General features: G+C 71.0%; 18 protein-coding genes. 8 read left to right on the top strand and 10 right to left on the bottom strand.

Going from position 1 to position 22,044, the window contains the following annotated elements:
- Nucleotides 1-28 precede the first annotated feature (28 nt).
- Complete coding sequence (locus tag ACFQRI_RS13595) at nucleotides 29-379, bottom strand: metallopeptidase family protein (RefSeq protein ID WP_380668320.1); 351 nt, start codon at nucleotides 377-379, stop codon at nucleotides 29-31.
- Nucleotides 379-1,371: a septum formation family protein gene (locus ACFQRI_RS13590; protein ID WP_380668318.1), complete on the bottom strand. Its 993-nt coding sequence runs from the start codon at nucleotides 1,369-1,371 to the stop codon at nucleotides 379-381. The genes ACFQRI_RS13595 and ACFQRI_RS13590 overlap by 1 nt, the downstream gene beginning before the upstream one ends.
- Nucleotides 1,372-1,497: 126 nt before the next feature.
- Between ACFQRI_RS13590 and ACFQRI_RS13585 the strand changes: the two genes are divergently transcribed.
- From ACFQRI_RS13585 to serS, 3 genes are all read left to right on the top strand, one after another.
- Complete coding sequence (locus ACFQRI_RS13585; protein WP_380668735.1) at nucleotides 1,498-2,157, top strand: hypothetical protein; 660 nt, start codon at nucleotides 1,498-1,500, stop codon at nucleotides 2,155-2,157.
- A 3-nt stretch (nucleotides 2,158-2,160) separates the two neighbouring features.
- A complete protein-coding gene (locus tag ACFQRI_RS13580; protein WP_380668316.1) occupies nucleotides 2,161-3,324 on the top strand; it encodes a glutathionylspermidine synthase family protein in 1,164 nt (387 codons plus the stop codon).
- Nucleotides 3,325-3,517: 193 nt separating this feature from the next.
- Nucleotides 3,518-4,783, top strand: a complete 1,266-nt coding sequence (serS, locus tag ACFQRI_RS13575; protein WP_380668314.1) for a serine--tRNA ligase — start codon at nucleotides 3,518-3,520, stop codon at nucleotides 4,781-4,783.
- Nucleotides 4,784-4,832: 49 nt separating this feature from the next.
- Here the strand turns inward: serS and ACFQRI_RS13570 are convergent, their stop codons facing one another.
- The 4 genes from ACFQRI_RS13570 to ACFQRI_RS13555 form a co-directional block, all read right to left on the bottom strand.
- The gene (locus ACFQRI_RS13570; protein WP_380668733.1) at nucleotides 4,833-5,474 is read right to left on the bottom strand and encodes an endonuclease; all 642 of its coding nucleotides are present in this window, start codon (nucleotides 5,472-5,474) and stop codon (nucleotides 4,833-4,835) included.
- A 132-nt stretch (nucleotides 5,475-5,606) separates the two neighbouring features.
- Nucleotides 5,607-6,479, bottom strand: a complete 873-nt coding sequence (locus ACFQRI_RS13565; protein WP_380668311.1) for an LLM class flavin-dependent oxidoreductase — start codon at nucleotides 6,477-6,479, stop codon at nucleotides 5,607-5,609.
- Nucleotides 6,480-6,568: 89 nt separating this feature from the next.
- Nucleotides 6,569-7,642, bottom strand: coding sequence for a peptidoglycan recognition protein family protein (locus ACFQRI_RS13560; protein WP_380668309.1), 1,074 nt, complete (start codon nucleotides 7,640-7,642; stop codon nucleotides 6,569-6,571).
- A 100-nt stretch (nucleotides 7,643-7,742) separates the two neighbouring features.
- Nucleotides 7,743-8,972, bottom strand: coding sequence for a glycosyltransferase 87 family protein (locus ACFQRI_RS13555; protein ID WP_380668307.1), 1,230 nt, complete (start codon nucleotides 8,970-8,972; stop codon nucleotides 7,743-7,745).
- Between the two features lie 306 nt (nucleotides 8,973-9,278).
- On the opposite strand from ACFQRI_RS13555, the gene glf reads away from it, so the two are divergent.
- The 5 genes from glf (at nucleotide 9,279) to ACFQRI_RS13530 (ending at nucleotide 15,814) form a co-directional block, all read left to right on the top strand.
- Nucleotides 9,279-10,469, top strand: a complete 1,191-nt coding sequence (gene glf / locus ACFQRI_RS13550; RefSeq protein WP_380668305.1) for a UDP-galactopyranose mutase — start codon at nucleotides 9,279-9,281, stop codon at nucleotides 10,467-10,469.
- 1 nt (nucleotide 10,470) lies between these two features.
- Nucleotides 10,471-12,426: a glycosyltransferase gene (locus tag ACFQRI_RS13545; RefSeq protein ID WP_380668303.1), complete on the top strand. Its 1,956-nt coding sequence runs from the start codon at nucleotides 10,471-10,473 to the stop codon at nucleotides 12,424-12,426.
- Nucleotides 12,427-12,448: 22 nt separating this feature from the next.
- On the top strand, nucleotides 12,449-13,030 hold the full coding sequence (locus ACFQRI_RS13540; RefSeq protein WP_380668301.1) for a phosphatase PAP2 family protein: 582 nt from the start codon (nucleotides 12,449-12,451) through the stop codon (nucleotides 13,028-13,030).
- A gap of 88 nt (nucleotides 13,031-13,118) precedes the next feature.
- On the top strand, nucleotides 13,119-14,102 hold the full coding sequence (locus ACFQRI_RS13535; RefSeq protein WP_380668731.1) for a decaprenyl-phosphate phosphoribosyltransferase: 984 nt from the start codon (nucleotides 13,119-13,121) through the stop codon (nucleotides 14,100-14,102).
- A 152-nt stretch (nucleotides 14,103-14,254) separates the two neighbouring features.
- Complete coding sequence (locus ACFQRI_RS13530; RefSeq protein ID WP_380668299.1) at nucleotides 14,255-15,814, top strand: alkaline phosphatase D family protein; 1,560 nt, start codon at nucleotides 14,255-14,257, stop codon at nucleotides 15,812-15,814.
- A 73-nt stretch (nucleotides 15,815-15,887) separates the two neighbouring features.
- Here ACFQRI_RS13530 and ACFQRI_RS13525 read toward each other — a convergent pair whose 3' ends face one another.
- The 4 genes from ACFQRI_RS13525 to ACFQRI_RS13510 are packed head-to-tail and all read right to left on the bottom strand — an operon-like array spanning nucleotide 15,888 to nucleotide 21,559.
- On the bottom strand, nucleotides 15,888-17,147 hold the full coding sequence (locus ACFQRI_RS13525) for an NAD(P)/FAD-dependent oxidoreductase (RefSeq protein WP_380668297.1): 1,260 nt from the start codon (nucleotides 17,145-17,147) through the stop codon (nucleotides 15,888-15,890).
- Nucleotides 17,144-17,545: a GtrA family protein gene (locus ACFQRI_RS13520; protein ID WP_380668295.1), complete on the bottom strand. Its 402-nt coding sequence runs from the start codon at nucleotides 17,543-17,545 to the stop codon at nucleotides 17,144-17,146. The genes ACFQRI_RS13525 and ACFQRI_RS13520 overlap by 4 nt, the downstream gene beginning before the upstream one ends.
- Nucleotides 17,532-18,542, bottom strand: coding sequence for a glycosyltransferase family 2 protein (locus ACFQRI_RS13515; RefSeq protein ID WP_380668293.1), 1,011 nt, complete (start codon nucleotides 18,540-18,542; stop codon nucleotides 17,532-17,534). The genes ACFQRI_RS13520 and ACFQRI_RS13515 overlap by 14 nt, the downstream gene beginning before the upstream one ends.
- A gap of 2 nt (nucleotides 18,543-18,544) precedes the next feature.
- Nucleotides 18,545-21,559 (bottom strand): arabinosyltransferase domain-containing protein, encoded by a 3,015-nt coding sequence (locus ACFQRI_RS13510; protein ID WP_380668291.1) that lies wholly within the window; start codon nucleotides 21,557-21,559, stop codon nucleotides 18,545-18,547.
- Nucleotides 21,560-22,044: the final 485 nt, after the last annotated feature.

Raw genomic sequence — 22,044 nt, 5'->3', positions numbered from 1 at the left:
GCCTCCCGCACCGCTGGCCGGGCGGCGCCTAGCCCCAGCCGAGCTCGTGCAGCCGGTCGTCGTCGATGCCGAAGTGGTGGGCGATCTCGTGCACCACGGTGATCGCGACCTCGTCGACGACGTCCTGCTCGGTGTCGCACATGTCGAGCAGCGGTTCGCGGAAGATCGTGATGTGGTCCGGCAGCACGCCGGCGTAGTCGTGGTCGCGCTCGGTCAGCGCCACGCCCTCGTAGAGCCCGAGCAGCTCGGGCTCTTCCGGGTGGTGGTCGGAGACGAGCACCACCACGTTGTTCATCGCGCGCGCGAACTCCGCCGGCAGCAGGTCCAGGGCGTCGGAGACCAGCTCCTCGAACCGCGCCCGGGTCATCTCGACCGGCATCAGCGCGGCCGGGTCGCCGGAGCGCCCGGCTGGGTCGGGGTGCTGTGCTCCGCGGCCGGTCGCTCGCCGACCTTGACCTCGCCCTTGACGCTGCCGGTCACCGGCGCGAGGCCGCTGCCGTCCGGCAGCGGAACGCCGAGCTTGCAGTTGACCTGGCGGGAGCCGACGTTCCAGCTCTCCTCGGGCATGGTGTCCCAGAACACGATCAGCCCCTTGTCCTTGGCGACGGCGGGTCCGCCCGCGTAGCCGGCGGTGAGCTCCGCGCACTTGGTGGCCAGGAAGCCGTCCTGGTCCTCCTCGGAGGGGTAGCCCTCCTGGAACTGCTCGGCGAGGTTGACCACCGCGGTGATCTCCACCGAGTGCTGCTTCGAGCAGGCCACCGGGTCCCAGATCCGGGTGCCGCTGATGCCCAGGCAGCGGCCCGCCGGGTACACGTTGGACTGGTCCATCTCCCGCGCCTCGCCCTTGATCGGGTAGAGCTTCCCGGACGGCCCGGGCTCCTGCAGCCCGCAGTGCAGCGTGCGGTCCCCGTCCTGCCAGTTCTCCCGGCTCGGGGTGAACGCGCCGATGCTGAACCGGCCGTTGGGGTCGAACTCGCCCTGCAGGTACTGGTCGGTGACCTCGATGCAGCGCTGCTGCTTGAGCTCCTGCCACTGCTCGGCGTTCGGGTAGGGCGCCTGGGGCGGGAACTCGGCCTTGAGGTCGAACGGCCCGGTGACCTCGAACAGGTGCGGTTCGGCGCAGGTCACCTTGCGGATGTCCGAGGCGTCCGGCTCCGCCCAGGTCAGGCACTCGCCCGCCTTGGCCTCGAACGCGACGTCCGGGGCGGGCGCGGAGCCGAACTTGCCGGAGCCGCCGACGCTGCCGGACCCGCCGGTCGGCCAGTTGAGCAGCACGCTGGCGCCCAGGAACACCAGCGCGCCGACGGCGGCGGCGATCAGCACGATCCTGGAGGTGTTCTGCTTGCGCTGGGTCGACCGGTTCGAGGGCATCGAACACATCATGCCCAATCACCCGCCCGGGTGCTCGGAAGCGCCCCGCGGTTCGGAACCGATTCGTTGCCGGACGCGTCACCGGTGCGAGTACTGTTGCGTGCGGGAGCAGTGGTGACGACGGAGATGCCGGTGGCAGACAACGAGCCCGAGGGCGACAACAAACCCGAAGAGCCGACCCAGCAGGTGCCCCAGCCCGAGGACGGGCGGGGCCGCATCCGCTACCAGGACCCGGACAGCACCACGCCGCGCGAGCCCACGCTCGCCGAGCGGCGCGCTCGCCAGAACGCCGAGCAGCGCAGGCAGGAGGCCGAGGCGGCCGCCCGCGAGGCCGAAGCGGTCAAGACCGCCAAGCGCCGCAAGGCCCTGATCGGCGGCGGCGCCACCGTCGGCGTGGTCGCCCTGGTCGCCGCGATGTACACCGCTTCCGAGGTCAGCGCGAGCGCGAACGCCGCGACCCAGTACTGCGCGACCATCGAGGAGGGCGAGCAGCAGCCGGGCGTTCGCGCCGAGGACCAGAACTGCGATCCGGAGCACGTGGAGAGCCAGGGCGGCTACGTCAGCGGCGGCATGATGTTCATGCCGCTGTTCATCGGTGGTCCGCCCGTGCCGCAGTACCGCTACGCCTACACCTCGCCCGGCACCCCGGCGCCGCGGGTCGGGTCCACCGCGACCGGCTCGACGTTCAACAAGCCGTCCGGCTCGACGATCAAGAACACCTCGGGATCGACCGTGCAGCGCGGCGGGTTCGGCATCTCCAGCAAGACCGGCGGCAGCGGGAGCTGACGGGTGAAGCGGAGGACCACGGCCCGGCGGCCGGACTGGCAGCGCAAGACCGAGGAGCTGGGGCTGGTCTTCGGCACCCCGGCCCGCGCGGCGGACGGCAGCGCCCGGCCCTACTGGGACGAGGGCGTGCACTACGAGTTCGACCTCGACGAGGTGCTGGCGGTGGAGGCCGACGTCGAGCTGCTGCAGTCGATGTGCCTGGACGCCGTCGACCACGTGATCACCACCGAGCGCTACAAGGACTTCGGCATCCCGGAGCGGGTGTGGCCGCACATCGCGGAGTCCTGGAAGCGCGGCGATCCGCACCTCTACGGCCGGTTCGACCTGCGCTACGACGGCTCGGGACCGGCCAAGCTGCTGGAGTACAACGCCGACACGCCGACCTCGCTGCTGGAGGCTGCGGTCGTGCAGTGGCACTGGCTGACCGAGTGCCACGAGGGCGACGACCAGTGGAACTCCATCCACGAGAAGCTCGTCGAGCGCTGGTCGGAGATCTCCCAGCGGCTGGCCACCAACGAGGTGCACTTCAGCTGGTCCGGGCAGGAACCGACCGGCGAGGACCACATCACCGCCGCCTACCTGCAGGAGACCGCCGCCGAGTCCGGACTGGACACGGTGGGCCTGGCCATCGAGGAGATCGGCTGGGACGGGCTGCTGGAGCGCTTCGTCGACCTCGAGGAAGCGCCGATGAACACGGTGGTCAAGATCTACCCCTGGGAGTGGATGGTCGACGACGCCTTCGGCGAGCACGCGGTGAACTCGCTCCCCGCGACCCAGTGGATCGAACCGCTGTGGAAGATGCTGCTGTCCAACAAGGCGCTGCTGGCGATCCTGTGGGAGATGCACCCGGGCCACCCGAACCTGCTGCCGACCTTCCTCGACCAGCCGGGCCTGCTCACCGAGTACGTGCGCAAGCCGAAGCTGGGCCGCGAGGGCAACAACGTCAGCATCGTCGCGCCCGGCTGGGAGACCGCCACCGGCGGTGTCTACGGCGACGAGGGCTTCGTCTACCAGGCCTTCGACCCGCTGCCCGAGTTCGACGGGATGCGGCCCGCGCTGGGCGCGTGGGTCGTCGGCGACGAGTCGGCCGGCCTCGGGATCCGCGAGACGGCGGGGCTGATCACCGACGACGGCGCCGCCTTCGTCCCGCACCGGATCCCGCGATAGCGCGAGCGGCGCGTGCGGTTGCACGACGGTGCGTGCCTTTTTTCATCAGAAGTCCCCACGAGCGCGGAGTGCTCGTGGGGACTTCTGATGAAAAAAGGCCTTCGGCCTCCCCACCCCACCGGGGACTTCTGATGAAGAGGGCTCCGGCACCCCGCCCGTCGATCCTCGGCCGAGGCGGCTAGGCTGACCAGCTGTGATCGACCTGAAGACGCTACGCGATGATCCGGAAGCGGTGCGCGCTTCGCAGCGCGCGCGGGGTGAGGACGCGTCCGCGGTGGACGCGCTGCTGTCCGCCGACGAGCGTCGCAGGTCCGCGGTCAGTCGCGCGGACAACCTGCGCGCCGAGCAGAAGGCGCTCGGCAAGCAGGTCGGCAAGGCCCAGGGCGAGGAGCGCGACGCGCTGCTCGCCCAGGCCAAGGAGCTGGCCGCGCAGGTCAAGCAGGCCGAGGCCGAGCAGAACGAGGCCGACGCCGAGCTGCAGCGCCTGCAGAAGGTGCTGTCCAACGTCGTGGAGCCGGACGTCCCGCCGGGCGGCGAGGACGACTACGCGGTGCTCAAGCACGTCGGCGTGCCGCCGGAGTTCGACTTCGAGGTCGCCGACCACCTGGACCTGGGCAACGCGCTCGGCGCCTTCGACATGGAGCGCGGCGCGAAGGTCTCCGGCGCCCGCTTCTACTTCCTCACCGGGGTCGGCGCGCAGCTGGAGCTGGCGCTGCTGAACATGGCCGCCGCGCAGGCGACCGCGGCCGGTTTCACCCTGGTCGTCCCGCCGGTGCTGGTGCGGCCCGAGATCATGGACGGCACCGGGTTCCTCGGCGCGCACTCCAGCGAGATCTACCACCTGGAGGAGGACGACGCCTACCTGGTCGGCACCTCCGAGGTGCCGCTGGCCGGGTACCACTCGGGCGAGATCCTGGACTTCGGCGCCGGGCCCGCCCGCTACGCCGGCTGGTCCACCTGCTTCCGCCGGGAGGCCGGCTCCTACGGCAAGGACACCCGCGGCATCATCCGGGTGCACCAGTTCAACAAGCTGGAGATGTTCGTCTACTGCCGCGAGGAGGACGCGCGGGACGAGCACCAGAAGCTGCTGGCCTGGGAGGAGGAGATGCTGGCCAAGATCGAGGTGCCCTACCGGGTGATCGACACCGCGGCCGGCGACCTCGGCGCCAGCGCGGCCCGCAAGTTCGACTGCGAGGCCTGGATCCCCAGCCAGGCGACCTACCGCGAGCTGACCTCCACCTCGAACTGCACCACCTTCCAGGCGCGGCGGCTGGGCACCCGGTACCGGGACGAGAGCGGCAAGACCCGCTTCGCCGCGACGCTCAACGGCACGCTGGCCACGACCCGCTGGATCGTGGCGATCCTGGAGAACCACCAGCAGGCCGACGGTTCGGTGCGCGTCCCGGAGGCGCTCCGCCCGTTCCTCGGCGGCCGGGAGGTCCTCGAACCGGTGAAGTGACGGCGGTTCCTCCTCGACCGCGGGCGCGAGCACCGTCGGCCGGGGAGGTTCAGGTCCGCGCCACGTCGGTCACTTCGGCGGCCAGCGAGCGCGACTTGCCGGTTCGCACCAGCGCGGCGGCGAGCTTCGCCAGCTCGTGCCCCTCCACCAGCTCGGCGAGCTGGTGCGGATCGGTCGGCAGCTCCAGCTTCTCGGCCCCGACCAGCGCCTTGTCGTCGAAGTAGGGGCGCAGCTCGGGCCAGACCAGCTGCACCTCGCGGCAGAACACGTCCGCGCCCACCGGGCCCAGCCGGGGCAGCGCGGTCAGCAGCCGGTGCAGCTCCTCGATGTCGCCGTCGGCCTTGGCGCGCATCCGCCGCAGATCGCCGCGGTACTCGTCGAGCACCAGCTCGGCACCGCGCCCCAGCGCGCTCGACGTGCTCTCGTCGTAGCGGGTGTAGTTCGCGCGGTCCAGCGCGTCGACCCGCTGCTGCCAGGTGGCCTCGAACATCCGCTCCGGGGTGCCGAAATCGGCGAGCTCGCGGGCCGCCGCGACCGCCAGCTCGGCCTTGATCCGGGTGGACAGCAGCACCGACAGCACCAGCAGCCGGTACAGCGGCCGGGGCTTGTTCAGCATGCTGATGCCGGCCTCGGCGGCGAACGTGGTCCCCGCCTCGTCCAGCAGGACCCGCACCCTGCTCCGCATCGACATCATCGCCACCTCCTTGCCGAGGTGACTACCCACCGCACCGACCGCCCCAAACGACGAGGACCGACCGCGGAATCCCGCCCCGTCGAGAGCAGCTGCTCTCGACGGGGCGGGATTCCGCGGTTCTCGACGGGGTCAGAGCTCGGGGAGGACCTCGCTGGCGATCTCCTCGACGGTGGTCTCCGAGCCCGCGTAGGGGCTGTCGTTGCGCGGCCAGTGCGTGATCACGTCGGTGAATCCGAGCTCGGCGGCGCGGCCGACGACGTCGCGGAAGCGCTCCACGCTGTCGAGCGCGAACTCCGGGGCGGCGTCGGCCTGCAGGTAGCGCGGCACGCGCAGCGGGTCGAGCTCGTGCTCGTGGCAGATGTCGGTGAACCGCAGCGAGAGCTCGGCGACCCGCTGCCACCAGGCCTCTTCGGTGTCCCCGCCGCGGCCGGTGGTCACCCAGCCCTGACCGTGCCGGGCGGCCAGCCGCATCGAGCGCGTGCCGTTGGCCGCGACGACGAACGGGACCCGCGGCAGCTGCACGCAGCCGGGCGCGCGCCGGGCCTGCACGGCCTTGAAGTACTCGCCGTCGTAGTCGGTCTGGTCGTGGGTGAGGATCTGGTCGAGCAGCTCGACGAACTCGCCGAACCGGTCCGAGCGCTGCTCGACCGACAGCTCCTCCTGGCCGAGCACCTGCGAGTCGAAGCCCGCGCCGCCCGCGCCGACGCCGAGGGTGATCCGGCCGTCGGAGATGTCGTCGAGCGCGGTGAGCTCGCGGGCGAACTGCACCGGGTGCCGGAAGTTCGGCGACGCGACCAGGGTGCCCAGGCGGATCGTCGAGGTGACGGTGGCCGCCGCGGTCAGGGTGGGGACCGCGTCGAACCACGGTTTGTCGACCAAGGACCTCCACCCGATGTGGTCGTAGGTCCAGGCGTGGGCGAAGCCGTACTCCTCGGCCATCCGCCAGAGCGGTTCGGCGGCCCACCACCGGTGTTCAGGCAAGATCACGATCCCTACTCGCACGGCACCGACCGTACTGCCCCGGCCGAGCCCGCTTCGACCCGATCAGGTGAAGCCGGGATAAATCGCCCGCGACCAGCCAGAACGCCCGCTCACGGTTGCTGCGCGCGCTGCAGCGCGACCGCCCGGGAGCGGATCTCCCCGAGGCGGTCGTAGCCGAGCTCGCCGGGGCAGGCGGTCTTGCTGACGTCGCGGTGGGCGAAGATCACCGGCAGGTCCACCGGAGCGCCCTCGGGGTACTTGGAACTGCTCGCGCCCTCGGAGACCAGGCGGGTGCGGTCGTCGGCCGGGATCTGGGCGGTGTCCAGCTTCCAGGCCGCCAGGTGCGAGACCGACTCGACGGTCGCCGCCGAGGGCTGGGCCCGGTCGAAGTTGCCCATCATCGAGATCCCGAAGGTGTGCCGGTTGAAACCGGCCGCGTGCCCGCCGACGACGTCGCCGGCCATGCCTCCCGAGCGTCCCTCGAAGATCGTGCCGCACTCGTCCACGAGCGCGTGGTAGCCGATGTCGCCCCACCCCAGCTCGACGGCGTGGTAGTGGTAGATGCCGCGCACGATCGTCGCGGAGTCGGCGCAGCTGTAGTCGTTGCTCCCCGCGGTGTGGTGCACCGTGGTCGCCTTGAGCGAGGTCGGTTCCGGGGCCCAGGTCATGTCGCTCTCGTCGGCGCCCCACTGCGCGCGGTTGACCACCCGGGGCGCGCCCGGGACGGTTTCGGCGCCCGGGGAGGTGGCCTGCGGCGAGCCGGGGGAGGCGTTCGGCGGGTTGATCCCGACGAACTCCAGCTGGTCGGTGACGTCCGCGCGGTCGCGGGTCGCGCGCACCTGGGCCTCGTCGGCGTCACCGGTCCACAGGGGCTCGGTCGCGCGGCTCTCCGGCAGCGCCTCCAGCGCCGTCCAGCGGCTCCACCCGTCCGCGGTCCTGGTGCGCACCTCGACGCGGTCCGGGGCCGGCCCGGTCCAGGTCAGGCCGATCATCTCGAACCGCGTGCCGGTGCGCACCAGGCGCGCGCCCGCGCGGTCGGCGGTCACGTCGCCCAGCGGCACGCGCACGGTCTCGGTCTCGTTCTCCGGGGCGGGTTCGGGGACGGCGGCGGGGGCGGTCAGCGGGAGCAGGGCGGCGGTCAGCGCGGCGGAGGCGCCCAGCCGGGCGGCGGTGCGGAACGGCATTGATGACCTCGCTTCGGGGATCGGCACGGTGATCGGAGCGTTCCGAGAAGCGAGTATGCGGTGGTTCCGTAATTCCCGCCCGTTCAAGCGGGCACCGCCCTCAGGCGTGCTGGCGGGCCCGCGGGGCCTTGGGGACGGGGGAGGGCGTGACCGGGCGGAAGCGGACGTAGGCCACCGCCGCGGTGACCAGGAAGCCGATCCCGATCAGGGTGTAGGAGTTGCCCACCACCTGCTGGGAGAAGGTCCAGTTCAGCTCGCGGTCGTCGGTGTAGGGCAGGTACCACTGCGGTCCGATCGCGATGGTCAGCGCGGACAGCACCACCGCGAAGGTCATCCCGTACCAGCGGCGCCGCAGCGACATCGCGAACACCGCGGCCAGCGCCGGGGCGGCCCACACCCAGTGGTGCGACCAGGAGATCGGCGAGGCCAGCAGCACCCACACCGCGTTGATCACCAGTGCCAGCGGCAGGTCGGAGGCGCGCAGCGCGTAGCGGATGCCCAGCACCGCCAGCGCCAGCAGCAGCACCGACCCGGCGATCCACAGCGAGTCCAGGGCGACGCCGGTGAGCTCCTGCTTGGCCAGCAGGCTGCGCAGCGTCAGGTTCCCCGCGTAGACGGTGCCGAAGTCGGCGGTGGTGGACCACATCTTGTCCAGCCACCACTCGCCGGCGTCCCGCGGCAGCGCCAGCCAGCCGATCAGCACGGTGACCGCGAAGGCGCCCGCGCTGACCGCCATCGCCCGGTAGTCCTTGCGCAGCAGGAACAGCAGCAGGAAGCCCAGCGGGGTCAGCTTGATCGCCGCGGCGAGGCCGACCAGCAGCCCGCGCGGCCAGCGGGTGCGCGGCAGCAGGCAGTCCGCGGCCACCAGCGCCATCAGCACCAGGTTGATCTGCCCGTAGTTGAGCGTCTCGCGCGCGGGCTCCAGCACGGTCAGCCAGGGCATCAGCCCGGCGGTGGCCACCGCGACCAGCCCGGCCCGCGGCGCCAGGTGCGCCGAGGACTTCGCGAAGGCGTAGGAGGTGACCAGGATCGCCAGGTGCGAGCACACCGCGACGGTCACCACGGCCGCCTGCTCGGACATCCACGCCAGCGGGGTGAACAGGATCGCCGCGAACGGCGGGTAGATGAACGGCAGCGTCACCGACTCCGGGCTCTCCGGGGTCAGGTCGCCGTAGAGCTGGTAACCGTTGAGCCACGCACGGGCACCAAGGCGATAAATCTCGGTGTCCATGTACCCGCGGGTGTCGATCCAGTGCACGAACCAGATCGCCAGCACTTCGAGCGCGATGAACGCGATAAGGAGGTGACGCCCATCACGTGTGCGTGCCACCAAAAACTCACCACCCCGCCGGTCGACGCGCCCGCTCGTCGCGGTGACCAGGACCGCGAGCCTCGGCGCGGGGCGTTTGGATGTCCGGGCGATGGTATCCGCTGCGACTCGCGGGGGCGTCGCCCAATCGGTAAACGGCACTTTGCCCCGGGTGTCCGAATTCACTCCTCGCGGGTGGGGAAAGGGCCAGCGCAAACGGTGGTCGCGTGAAAACGGAAGTGATATCGACACGCTTCGTGGTCATATGTAGCCAATAACGTCAACGCGGTTTCGGGGCCGCGTTCTGGCCCAGCTACCCTCACGCATGTGAGCTTCGCAGGCTATGACCTGATCGTTGTTGGTTCCGGATTCTTCGGCCTCACGATCGCAGAGCGCGCCGCCACCCAGCTGGACAAGCGGGTGCTGGTGCTGGACCGTCGTGACCACATCGGGGGCAACGCCTACTCCGAGGCGGAGCCCGAGACCGGTATTGAGGTGCACCGCTACGGTGCGCACCTGTTCCACACCTCGAACAAGCGGGTGTGGGACTACGTAAATCAGTTCACCGAATTCACCGATTATCAGCACCGGGTGTTCACCAAGCACCAGGGCCAGATTTACTCGTTCCCGATGAACCTGGGCCTGCTGTGCCAGTTCTTCGGGCGCGCCTTCAGCCCGGACGAGGCGAAGGCGCTGGTCGCCGAGCAGGCCGCCGAGATCGACACCGCGGAGGCCCAGAACCTCGAGGAGAAGGCGATCTCGCTGATCGGTCGCCCGCTCTACGAGGCCTTCGTGCGCGGCTACACGGCCAAGCAGTGGCAGACCGACCCCAAGGAGCTGCCCGCGGCCACCATCAGCCGGCTGCCGGTTCGCTACAACTTCAACAACCGGTACTTCAGCGACACCTACGAGGGTCTGCCGGTCGACGGCTACACCGCCTGGCTGAAGAAGATGGCCGAGCACCCGAACGTCGAGGTGCGGCTGTCCACCGACTTCTTCGACGTGCGCGGTGAGCTGCCCGCCGGCGTCCCGGTCGTCTACACCGGGCCGCTGGACCAGTACTTCGACTACGTCGAGGGCGAGCTGGGCTGGCGGACCCTGGACTTCGAGACCGAGGTCAAGAACACCGGGGACTTCCAGGGCACGTCGGTGATGAACTACGCCGACGAGGACGTGCCCTTCACCCGGATCCACGAGTTCCGGCACTTCCACCCCGAGCGGGACTACTACCCGTCGGACAAGACGGTGGTGGTGCGCGAGTACTCGCGATCGGCGGAGAGCGGCGACGAGCCGTACTACCCGATCAACACGCCCGAGGACCGGCGCAAGCTGGAGGCCTACCGCGAGCTGGCCAAGAAGGAGGCCAAGGAACGCAGGGTCATCTTCGGCGGCCGCCTGGGCACCTACAAGTACCTGGACATGCACATGGCCATCGGTTCGGCGCTGAGCATGTTCGACAACAAGATCGCTCCATACTTCACCGAGGGCCGTTCGCTGGACGGCTCGCTGGAGGACTGACGTGACCGACCGGACCCCCCGAGAGCCCAACGCCGCTGGTGAGAGCAAGCTCAGCGACGTCACTTCGGTGCGCACCGGTTCCTCCGACGTCGCTGCCGAGCAGGTGCTGCAGCGGATCGTCTTCCCCCGCGGCGAGGACCCGCTGGACGTGCGCCCGCTCTACGTCGACGAACCGGAGACGCTGGCCAGCAGCGTGACCGTGGTCTCCCGCCGTCACCTGCGCGTGCCCGCGCACAGCAAGATCTCGCTGGCTTCCTACTTCAACGCCTTCCCGGCCAGCTACTGGAAGCGTTGGACCCGGGTCGAAGAGGTCGTGCTGCGGCTGAAGGTCAAGGGGTCCGGTCGGCTCGACGTCTACCGCTCGAAGGCCAACGGCGACAGCGTCCACCTGCAGGGCACCGCGGTGCAGAGCGCGGAGTGGACCTCGCTGGAGTTCCGGGTCTCGCTGCAGCCGTTCGAGGACGGCGGGTGGATCTGGTTCGACCTGTTCACCAACGACGCCGACCTCGAGATCAGCGAGGGCGCCTGGACCACCGACCAGCCGATGCCGCGGCAGCAGGTCGTGGTCGGCACCACCACCATCCGGCCCTCGGAGTGCATCGAGGCTCTCAAGACCCTCGGGGAAGACCCGCAGGTCATGCACGTGGTGGAGCGGGTCATCGTGGCCGACCAGGGCCCGCAGAAGATCCACGAGGTGGACGGCTTCGACGAGGCCGCCAAGGCCATCGGGGACAAGCTGCAGGTCATCGAGCAGGAGAACCTCGGCGGCTCCGGCGGCTTCGGCCGGGTGATGTACGAGGGCATCCACAACTCGGACGCCGCCCAGGTGATGGTCATCGACGACGACATCGCGCTGGAGCCGGACGGCGTGCTGCGGGCCAACGCCTTCGCGCGGGCCGCCGTGCAGCCGGTCATCGTCGGCGGGCAGATGCTCAACCTGCAGGCGCGCTCGCGGCTGCACACCATGGGCGAGGTGGTCGACCTCGGACAGGGCATCTGGCGCGCCGCGCCCGGCGCGGTCACCGATCACGACTTCGCCGAGGAATCGCTGCGCGAGACCGCCAAGCTGCACCAGCGCATCCACTCGACCTACAACGGCTGGTGGATGTGCCTGTTCCCGCGCGAGGTCATCGAGCGCACCGGGATGCCGCTGCCGCTGTTCATCAAGCACGACGACTCGGAGTACTCGCTGCGCGCGGGCGCCCGCGGCTACCCGACGGTGACGCTGCCGGGTGCGGCCATCTGGCACATGCCGTGGACCGACAAGAACGACGCCACCGACTGGACGGCGTACTTCCACACCCGCAACCGGCTGATCCTGGCGGCGCTGCACAGCCCGGCCGAGGTCAAGAACAACATCGTCAAGCAGGGTCTCAAGCTCACGCTGCGGCACCTGCTGTCGATGGAGTACTCCACGGTCGCGGTGCAGCAGAAGGCCATCGAGGACTTCCTGGCCGGACCGTCCGGGCTGTTCGACAGCCTGCGCACGGCGCTGCCGGAGGTCCGCGAGCTGCGCAAGGACTACGACGACGCCAAGACGCTGCCCTCGGCCCGGGAGTTCCCGCCGCCGTCGGCGGACCCGATCATGGCCGAGGGGCTGCTCAAGCCGCCGGTCAACCCGGTGGTGATCGCGGCTCGGGCGTCCAAGGCGCTGCTGCACAACGTCAAGGAACCCGAGCAGCACTCGGGCGAGCGCCCGCAGCTCAACGTGCCCGCCGCGGCGGCGCGCTGGTTCCTGCTGGGCAACCTGGACAGCGCGACGGTGTCCAACGCCGACGGCAGCGGCGTGGCCTTCCGCAAGCGCGATCCCGAGGTGTTCAAGCGGCTCGGCGTGCGGGCCGTGGCGAACTACAAGCGGCTGGGCCAGGAGTGGGACCGGCTGGTCGAGGAGTACCGCGCGGCGCTGGACGAGCTGACCAGCGCGGACTCCTGGAAGCAAGTCTTTGATCCGAAGTGACCCCGACCTTTCCGGAGACGTAGTGGCAGAGCTGACGACGGCGGGCGCCCCCGAAGGTGTGGCCGCCGCCCGCGAAGAGGAGGAAGCGGCGCAGGTCACTCCCGAGACCGTCGCGCTGCGCAGGGTCCAGGGTGCGCTGGCCAAGCCGGCCGTGGTGAAGACCGCGCACGCGATGTCGCTGTTCGGCGAGCACGCCGCGGGCTGGCTGGCCATCGGCGCCGTCGGGGCCCTGGCCGACCGCAAGCGCCGCGGCGAGTGGGTCACCGCCGCCGCCGGGGTGGCGGCGGCGCACGCGGCCTCGATCGCGGTCAAGCGGGTGGTCCGCCGCCCGCGCCCGAAGGACCCCGAGATCCAGGTGCTGGTCGGCACGCCGAGCCAGCTGAGCTTCCCGTCCTCGCACGCGACGTCCACGACGGCCGCCGCGGTGCTCTACGGCGGGTTGACCGGCAAGAAGCTGACCCCGGCACTGGTGCCGCCCATGATGGTCAGCCGCCTTGTCCTGGGGGTTCATTATCCGAGCGACGTGGTCGCCGGTTCGGCGCTCGGCGGTGCCGTTGCGCTGGCGTTCCGGCGAATCATCCGACGGCGGAGGAACCGTGCCTGACAACAAGCAAGCTTCGGTGGAAGCACCCGAGGCAGCCGACGACGTGACCGCCAAGCAGGCGGAGGTGGAGTCCGACGCGGAGGGCAGCATCGGCGCCGAGTTCGGCGGCGAGGTCCTGGAGAGCGACTCGGCGCAGGCCGAGGACGTCAAGGACAAGTCCTCGGACGCCTACCACGCGAAGGTGACCGCCAAGGCCGGTACGCCCGCGGGCCTGGTCACCGGCCTGATCAAGGAGCTTCGCCCGAAGCAGTGGGTGAAGAACGTCCTGGTGCTGGCCGTGCCGTTCGCGGCGGGCGCGATCCTGGAGCCGAACATCCTGATGGCCGCCATCGTGGCGTTCATCGTGTTCTCCATGGCCGCCTCCGGCATCTACTTCGTCAACGACGCGATCGACGTCGAGGCGGACCGGCAGCACCCGACCAAGCGGAACCGGCCGATCGCCGCCGGGCTGATCCCGGTGCCGATCGCCTACGCCGTGTGCGTGCTGCTGCTCGGCGGCTCGCTGGTGATCTCCGGGCTGACCAGCTACCCGCTGCTGGTGGTCATGGCGGTCTACATCGCGGTGCAGCTGGGCTACTGCTTCGGCCTCAAGCACCAGCCGGTGATCGACCTGTGCATCGTGGCCTCCGGCTTCCTGCTGCGCGCGATCGCCGGTGGCGCCGCCGCGCACCTGGTGATCACCCAGTGGTTCTACCTGATCGTGGCGTTCGGCTCGCTGTTCATGGTGGCCGGCAAGCGCTACGCCGAGGTGAAGCTGGCCGCCGAGACCGGCGCCAAGATCCGCAAGTCGCTGAAGGCCTACTCGCCGTCCTACCTGCGGTTCGTGTGGGCGATCGCGGCCGCGATCACGATCATGTCCTACGCCCTGTGGGCCTACGACATCCGCGAGTTCGAGATGTCCCGCTGGGGCCTGATCTCGATCGTGCCGATGGTGATCGCGATCCTGCGGTACGCCGTGGACATCGACAAGGGCGTCGCGGGCGAGCCCGAGGAAGTGGTCCTCAAGGACAAGGTTCTGATGGTGCTGGGCTTGGTCCTGGCGGGCTGCCTCTTCCTGGCCTTCTACCTCTAGGCCGAACGAGCGACGGCGCCCCCGGTTCTCGCCGAACCGGGGGCGCCGTTCCCGTCTTCGCGGGAAATTGGGACGCGCGTCGATCACGCTTCACCGGTGTGTTCACCCGGTGGGGTGAAAGTGGGGCGTTCCGAACTTTTGGGAGGTCGCAAGTGTCCCGTTTCCCCGTTTCCCGCCGCAGCGTGCTGATCGGAGGTGCGGCCGCCGGCGCGTTGACCGTCGCGCCCACGGCCTGGTCCCTGCCCGGTGCGGGTGCCGCGCGCCGCGCCGGGGTGTTCAGCCTCGGTGTCGCCTCCGGTGACCCGGCGCCCGACGGGTTCGTGCTGTGGACCCGGTTGGCCGCCGAGCCGCTCGCCGAGGACGGCATGGGCGGGATGCCGAACAAGGCCCTGCCGGTGCAGTGGGAGGTCGCCACCGACGAGCGCTTCGCGGACGTGGTGCGGCGCGGCGAGGAGCAGGCCGCGCCGGAGATGGGCCACAGCGTGCACGTGGAGCTCGCCGGCCTGCGCCCGGACCGCGACTACTTCTACCGGTTCCGCGCCGAGGGCGAGGTCTCCCCGACCGGGCGGGCGCGCACCGCTCCGCTGCCCACCGCCATGACCGAGCTGGCCATGGCCTTCGCCTCGTGCTCGCAGTTCGAGCACGGCTACTTCACCGCGTACCGGCACATGGCCGAGGAGCGGCCGGACCTGGTGCTGCACCTGGGCGACTACCAGTACGAGTACCAGGCGGGCGACTACGAGATCCCGGGCGGCAACCCGCGCGATCACAAGGGCCCGGAGACGGTGACGCTGGCGAACTACCGGCAGCGGCACGCCCAGTACAAGACCGACCCGGACCTGCAGGCCGCGCACGCCGCCGCTCCGTGGGTCGTGGTGTGGGACGACCACGAGCTGGACAACAACTGGGCGGACGAGGTCTACGAGAACCCGGAGGAGCCGCAGCCGAACTTCCTGGAGCGCCGCAAGGCCGCGTTCAAGGCCTACTACGAGAACATGCCGCTGCGCCGCGCCCAGGTGCCGCGCGGCATCGACCTGCGGCTGCACCGGCGGGTGCAGTGGGGGGCGCTGGCGACCTTCCACATGCTCGACACCCGCCAGTACCGCGACGACCAGGTCGGCGACGACCAGTTCCCGACCCAGGACCCGGAGCGGCTCAACCCCGAGCGCAGCCTGACCGGTGCCGAGCAGGAGCGCTGGCTGCTGCAGGGGCTGCGCTCCTCGCGCGCCCGGTGGGACCTGCTGGGCCAGCAGGTGATGTTCGCCGAGATCGACTACATGAACGGCTCGGAGCGGGGCTTCAACCCGGACGCCTGGGACGGCTACGTCGGTTCCCGGCAGCGCGTGATGCGCGGCTGGGAGCAGGCGGGCACCCGCAACCCGGTGGTGCTCACCGGTGACGTGCACACCCACTGGGCCAACGAGATCCACGACGGCGACCGGGTGGTCGGCACCGAGCTGACCACGACGTCGATCACCAGCAAGGGCGACGGCTCGGCCGAGCTGACCGACAAGGAGAAGGCCTACCTGGCCGAGAACCCGCACGTGCGGTTCTACAGCAACCAGCGCGGGTACGTCTCGACCAAGATCACCGAGAGCGAGATGCGGGCGGACTACAAGGTCCTGCCCTACGTCACCAAGCCCGGTGCCCCGGTGGAGACGGCGAAGTCCTTCGTCATCGAGGACGGCACCCCGGGTCTCAACGAGGCCTGAGCGGCGCAGCCCTTTTCATCAGAAGTCCCCCTCGCGGACGAGGGGGACTTCTGATGAAAAGGGCAACCGCCGTCTACGCCAGGCCCAGGCGCGCGGTCACCTCGTGGGCCATGGCGATGGCGTAGGACTGGCCGCGGTCCTGCGGGTAGATCTGCGACATGGTCGCCAGCGTCACGCCCGGCATCGAGGTCCGGTGCGAGGGGATGAGCGAGCGGTACTCCGGCGTGACGATCGGCTGGGCGAACGGCGCGCGGGAGAACTGCCAGTCCCGGATCCACGACTCGTCGAAGTCCGGGTTCAGCTCGCGCAGCCAGGGCGCGTAGTGCGCGAGCAGCTCGGCGGGATCGGTGGTGAACCGCCAGTCCTCGCGCGGCACGTAGTTGCCCACGTAGACCACGTGCCTGCCGCCGTACTCGGCCCGGTCGACCATGTTGGTGTGCTCGACCACCGCCAGGAACGGGAACCGCGGATCGTTGATGTTGAGCCAGTAGTGCGGGATGAGCCCGCGGTCGAGCTCCAGGACGAAGCAGGTCGCGGCCAGGTACTGGTTGCGCCACAGCAGGTCGTCGGATTCGATGCCCGCCGCCTTGGCGAAGGCGGGTTGGGGCACGGTCACGATCACCTGGTCGAACTCGTAGCGGCTGCCGTCGGCGGTGCCCACCTCGACGTGCTCGCCGGGTTGGGCGATCCGCGACATCGGCTTGTCGAACTCCACCTTGCCGCCGCGGTCGGTCACCGCCTCCAGCAGCGCCCGGTAGAGCTGCTCGAAACCGCCGTGCAGGTAACCGAGCTCGAAGGTGCGGCAGTGGATCCGCGCCCACAGCCAGGCCATCGAGATCCGCTCGGCGTGCTCGCCGAACTTCCCGGTGAGCAGCGGTTCCCAGATCGTCTCGGTGACCCGCCTGCCCGCCCAGCGGCGCATCCAGTCCAGCGCGCGCACCGAGTTGAACCGGTTCCCGTCGCGGAACACCTTGAGGGCCGCGGCCGAAGCGCCGAAGCGCAACCGGTCCAGCAGCGAGAACCGCGGGAACTTCAGCATCTCCGCCGGGGTGCCGAAGTCGTGCAGCCCGTCCAGGTAGATCCCGGTGGAAGGCTTGTGGAAGCGCAGCGAACCGGACAGGCCGAGCTCGTCGATCAGCTCGATCATCGCCCGGTCGGTGCGGAAGATGTGGTGGTAGAACCGCTCCAGCGGCGTACCACCCACCACAGTGGACGCGGCCAGCCCGCCGAGCTCGGACGAGGCCTCCAGCACGGTCACGTCGTGCCCGGCCCGCACGGCGTCGAACGCCGCGGTCAGCCCGGTGGCACCCGCTCCGATGATCCCCACCTTCACGCGAAGCTCCACTTCTTGTTGATCGTGTACTGGAACAGCAGCACCAGCGGCAGGCTGGCCAGCTTCACCAGGTTCGGGTCGACGCCCAGCCAGCCGGAGAACACGTGCAGCAGCAGGAAGGTCAGCCCGATCCCGGCGAGCCCGACGGCGTAGAAGCGCAGGAACCGCACCGCGATCCGGTCGGTCTTGCGGAAGTTGAACAGCGAGTTGAGCGCGAAGTTGTTGGTGATCCCCGCCGTGGTGCTCAGCGCGTTGGCCAGCTGCGGGTGCATCCCGAAGGCGTTGAACAGCAGCAGGAACAGCAGGTAGTCCAGCAGCACCCCGCTGCCGCCGATCACCGCGTAGAGCACCAGCTCCCGGCTGATCAGCCGAGAACCGGGCGAATCAACCTCGGTCATCGCCGATCACGTCCCGCACGACGTACAGCGGTCGCTGCTGCACCTCCTGGTAGATCCGCCCCACGTAGCTGCCGATCACGCCCAGCGAGAGCATCTGCAGGCCGCCCAGGAACAGCAGGACGACCATCAGCATCGTCCAGCCGGACACGGTCACCTCGGGGAAGAACAGCCGCAGCGCGACCGCGTAGACGATGCCCACCACCGCCAACGTCAGGCTGACGAACCCCATCCGCGTGATCAGCTTCAGCGGCGCGGTGGAGAACCCGGTGACCCCGTCGGCGGCCAGCCGCAGCATCTTGCGCATCGGGTACTTCGTCTCGCCCGCCGCCCGCTCGTCGCGGTCGAAGAGGACCTCCTGCTGCTGGAAGCCCATCGTGGCGACCATGCCGCGGATGAACCGGCTGCGCTCCCGGTACCGGCGCAGCTGATCGGCCGCGCGGCGGTCGAGCAGCCGGAAATCCCCGGTGTCCACCGGGATCTCGACCTCGGCGCAGCGCTTGAGCAGCCGGTAGTAACCGTGCGCGGTGGCGCGCTTGACCCGGCCGTCGCGGCGGCTGCGGCGTCGCGCGGAGACGACCTCGGCCCCGTCCTGCCAGGTGTCCAGCATCTCCAGGCTCACCTTCGGCGGGTCCTGCAGGTCGGTGTCCATCACGATCACCGCGTCCCCGGTCGCGTGATCCAGCCCTGCGGTGATGGCGATCTGGTGGCCGAAGTTGCGGGCGAAGTCGATCACCCGCACCCGCGGGTCGTTCTTGGCCAGGTCCTCCAGCACGCGCAGCGAGCCGTCCGCGGAACCGTCGTTGACGTAGACGAACTCGTAGCCGAACTCCGGTCTCTCGCGCACCGCCGCGGCGAGCTCCTCGTGGAAGCGGCGGATGCCGTCGACCTCGTTGTAGACCGGCAGCACGTAGGAGACCAGCGGTGGCCCCTCGCTCTCGCCGGAGGTCTGCTGCTTCGGCACCGACACCGCGACCTCGTGACGCACCCCTTCGGACATGGTCACTCCCCTCGCCAGCCCCACCGCCGGACCGGCTCGCGCTGCACGTCGAACCGGCCGTCCGGGAACGGGTACCGGACCTCGATCAGATGCCCCCACTCCGCGCTGCGCGGCGTCTCGCGGGCGCCGAGCAGGCGGGTGGGGATCTCGCGTTGGACGCCGACTTCGCGCACCCCCGCGAAGCTGCCGCCGATGGCCCGCGTGTAGGCCGCCTCCCCGCCGAAGCCCATCGAGCGCGGCGGGACGAGCAGGTAGGCCGGTGGCTGCACCACGCCGTCGCGGATGCGCGGCAGATCGCGCACGCACGGGACGTTCCAGGCCATCGACCAGTCGGGCAGCACCGGCCCGTCGCTTCGGAGATAGGTCGACATGGGGACCACCTCGCGCAGCCGGGGACCGGCGACCGCGACCCACCCGGCCGGGTCGGTGGTGGTGTCCTCGGCGCGGACGCGCACCCGCGTGGCGCCGTCCGGGACCCGATCGGCGGGCACCGACAGGTCGCGCCAGGCCGGGCGGTCCTGCGGCCGGTCCTCCACGACGTGGTCGGTCGGGTAGGCCGGGCGCTCGTCGGCGTCCCGCCAGCCGTCGTCCAGGACCACCTCGTCGCCGGTGTCGAACTGCACCGCGACGCGGTTGCCGTCCCCGCTGCGCCCGGCGACCGGGAAGGCCAGCTCCCGGCCCTCGGGGCCCTCGGGGAGCTGGAACCAGCCGGTGGTCAGCGAGCCGGTGTTGATCTGCCCGCCGGTGAGGCTGCCCCAGAACCGGGTCCCGCTGGGCGGCGGCCCGGTCGCGGCGCCGCTGCCCGCGGTGAACCCGACCGTCGCCGCGCCGTCCCCGCCGCGCAGCGCACCGCCGGGCACGTCCGGGGTGGCCACGACCTGGTCCGCCAGGCCGCAGCTGCCGTCGCCGAGCGCGGCGATGTTCTGCCCGCCGATCGAGTAGGCGTCGGCCTGCCGGATCGGCGCGAGCGCGAACGACCCGAGCACGACGGTGACCGCCACGCCCATCGCGCCCGCCCCGAGCGCGGCGGGCGCGCGGATCAGCCCGCGCCCCGCGCGCCCGCGCAGCGCGAACGCGCCGACGAGCAGGCCCGCGAGCAGCAGCCACACCAGCGGGGCGTTCAGCGGCCGCACCGGCTGCGCGCCCCAGAGCACGCCCAGCTGGGAGTGCAGGAACCAGTTGTTCTTCCCGGCGAACACCAGCGCCGCGGTCACCGCGAGCAGCGCGGTGAACACCCCGCCGCCGATCAGCACCGCCCGGTCCCGGCTCGCGGTGGCCGCCGCGACCCCGACGAGCACCACCCCGGTGGTCAGCGCGGCCGCGCCGACCCCGGCCAGCGCCCCGAAGTAGTGCGTCCACTTCGACGGGGTCAGCGCCATCAGGGCCACGCTGAGCAGCAGGACAGCGACCGGCACGTGCGCCAGGCGCAGGCCGGGTGCGCGCCCGGCTCCGCGCAGCAGGAGCAGCGCGCTGTAGCCGCCGACGGCCAGCGTGAGCAGCACCGCCGCGCGCCGCGCGACGTCGCCCTGCAGGTCGAAGCCCAGCAGGTACTGGTAGCGCAGGATCTCCTGGAACCACGGCACGTCCGGCCCGTAGCGCGCGTGCACCTCGGTGGCCTGCAACGCCCCGGCCAGCGACTGGTCGGCGAACATCGCCAGCACCCCGGTCGCCGCGATCCCGGCGGTCAGCGCCGCGGCGGGCCAGCTCGCCAGCCGCCGCAGCCGGGGGAGGAGCACCACCAGCGGGGCGATCGCGGTGATGCCCATCGGGTTGACCGCCACCGACAGGCCGGCGGCCAGCGCGGCCACCCCGAGCCAGGCGACCCGGTCGGTGCGCACCGCGCGCAGCGCGGCGGCCAGCACGGCGGCCAGCCCCAGCGCCTCGAACGGCTCCGGGCGGACGCCCAGCCCGAACGGGATCCACCAGGCCACGAAGGCCAGCGCGGCCAGCAGCCGGATCGGGGGTCTGCGGTGCTGGCCGGGCAGCACCGCGCCGAGGATGCCGCGGCTGAGCAGCAGCCAGGTCAGCAGCGCGGCCAGCACGCTGGGGATGCGCATGGCCAGCGCGTTCGGGTTCCACTGCGCCACCGGCAGCAGCAGGTGCTGCACCAGCGTGAACGGCGCCTCGCCCGCGTTCTCCCACCGGTAGTAGTTGGTGATCGCGCCGGTGTCCAGGCCGTTCTGCACGGTGACCGCGGCGAACGAGTCGTCCGGGCCGGTCGGGCCGAGCAGCCACCAGCCGGCCAGCACCGCCCCCACCAGCAGGTCCACCGCGTAGCCGATCGCGCGCCGCCCCGGACGCGCGGGCAGCGGCGTCACCGGCTCCCGGGGCCTGCGCGCGTCGATCCGCAGCAGCAGCCCGAACGCGGCCACGACCAGCAGCAGCTGCACGGCGATGAGCAGCTGCTTCGCCCCGGACGGGGAGTTGGCGTACCAGTTGGGCGTGCGCACCTGCACCTGCGCGCCGGCGGCCTGGGCGGGGGAGAGGTCGGTGGCGAACGCGACGACGTCGCGGATGCGCTGTCCCGGCAGGTGCGCCTCGCGGTCCCCGATGCGCGCGGTCGAGCCGCTCGCGTCGCCGTCGACGGCCACGTCGCAGCCGGGCCCGATCGGGGCCCGCAGCGCCTCCTGCCCGGCGACCAGGGCGAGCACGGTGCTGCCCGCGGTGGTGACCGCGAAGCCCTCGGTGGGCTGCCCGGGCGGGCGGCTGGAGACCACCGTGGCCGGTTCGCCGCGCGCGGCCGCGTTGCGCACCACGCGGCAGGGAACCCGGACGTGCACCTCGCCGGGGTGGTAGGGCACCAGGAAGGCGGTGGTGCTGGTCGGCTGCTGCCCGGCCTGCGGCCAGGTGATGGTGCTCCGCTCGGACAGCACCGGCGCGAAGGGCACGGCGAGCGCGGCGACCAGCGCGAGCAGGCCGACGACCAGGCCGAGGATCGAGGTGGCGCGGTGTCGCCGGGACCGCGCGGCGGAGGCGGGCGCGTGCTGCTGCGTCGCCTGCTCGATCCCGTCCAGCACCGATTCCCCCTGATCAGATCGGTCAGCGGACCTCGCCGCACTCGCGGCAACCCAGTCTCAGCCCTGCCGACGGGTTCTGCAGGTCCACTCGTCCGAACCGGTGCCCTCGAAAAGCAGTTCGGCCTGGAATCGCACCCCTCGGGAGTGCGATTCCAGGCCGAACTGCGCTCGATCGCGTTCCGCGGGTCCCCCAACAGGCAGGCGGGGGACCCACGGCCGCGGGTCCGTCGAACCCCACTTCGCCGGCCCGCGTTCTCACGCGCGCAGCGCCGAGCGCTGCTCATGGGACAGTGCCGAATCGGCCCGTCCCCTGCAACGTCGCTTCGCGGCAACGAAACGTTGCACGACCAGCGGACGGGAAACCGGGGACCGGGCAAATCGGTCACCGCGTCAGCCAGTCTCGATCAATCCAGTCCGGAGGTCAAGCCGGACGCGAAAAGCGGGGCCGCCGGGACGAATCCGGCGACCCCGCTCGCGCGCGTGCG

It is taken from the genome of Saccharopolyspora griseoalba (genome assembly GCF_042665275.1).
Taxonomy (GTDB): domain Bacteria; phylum Actinomycetota; class Actinomycetes; order Mycobacteriales; family Pseudonocardiaceae; genus Saccharopolyspora; species Saccharopolyspora griseoalba.
This window is presented reverse-complemented; position numbering and strand designations above follow the sequence as displayed.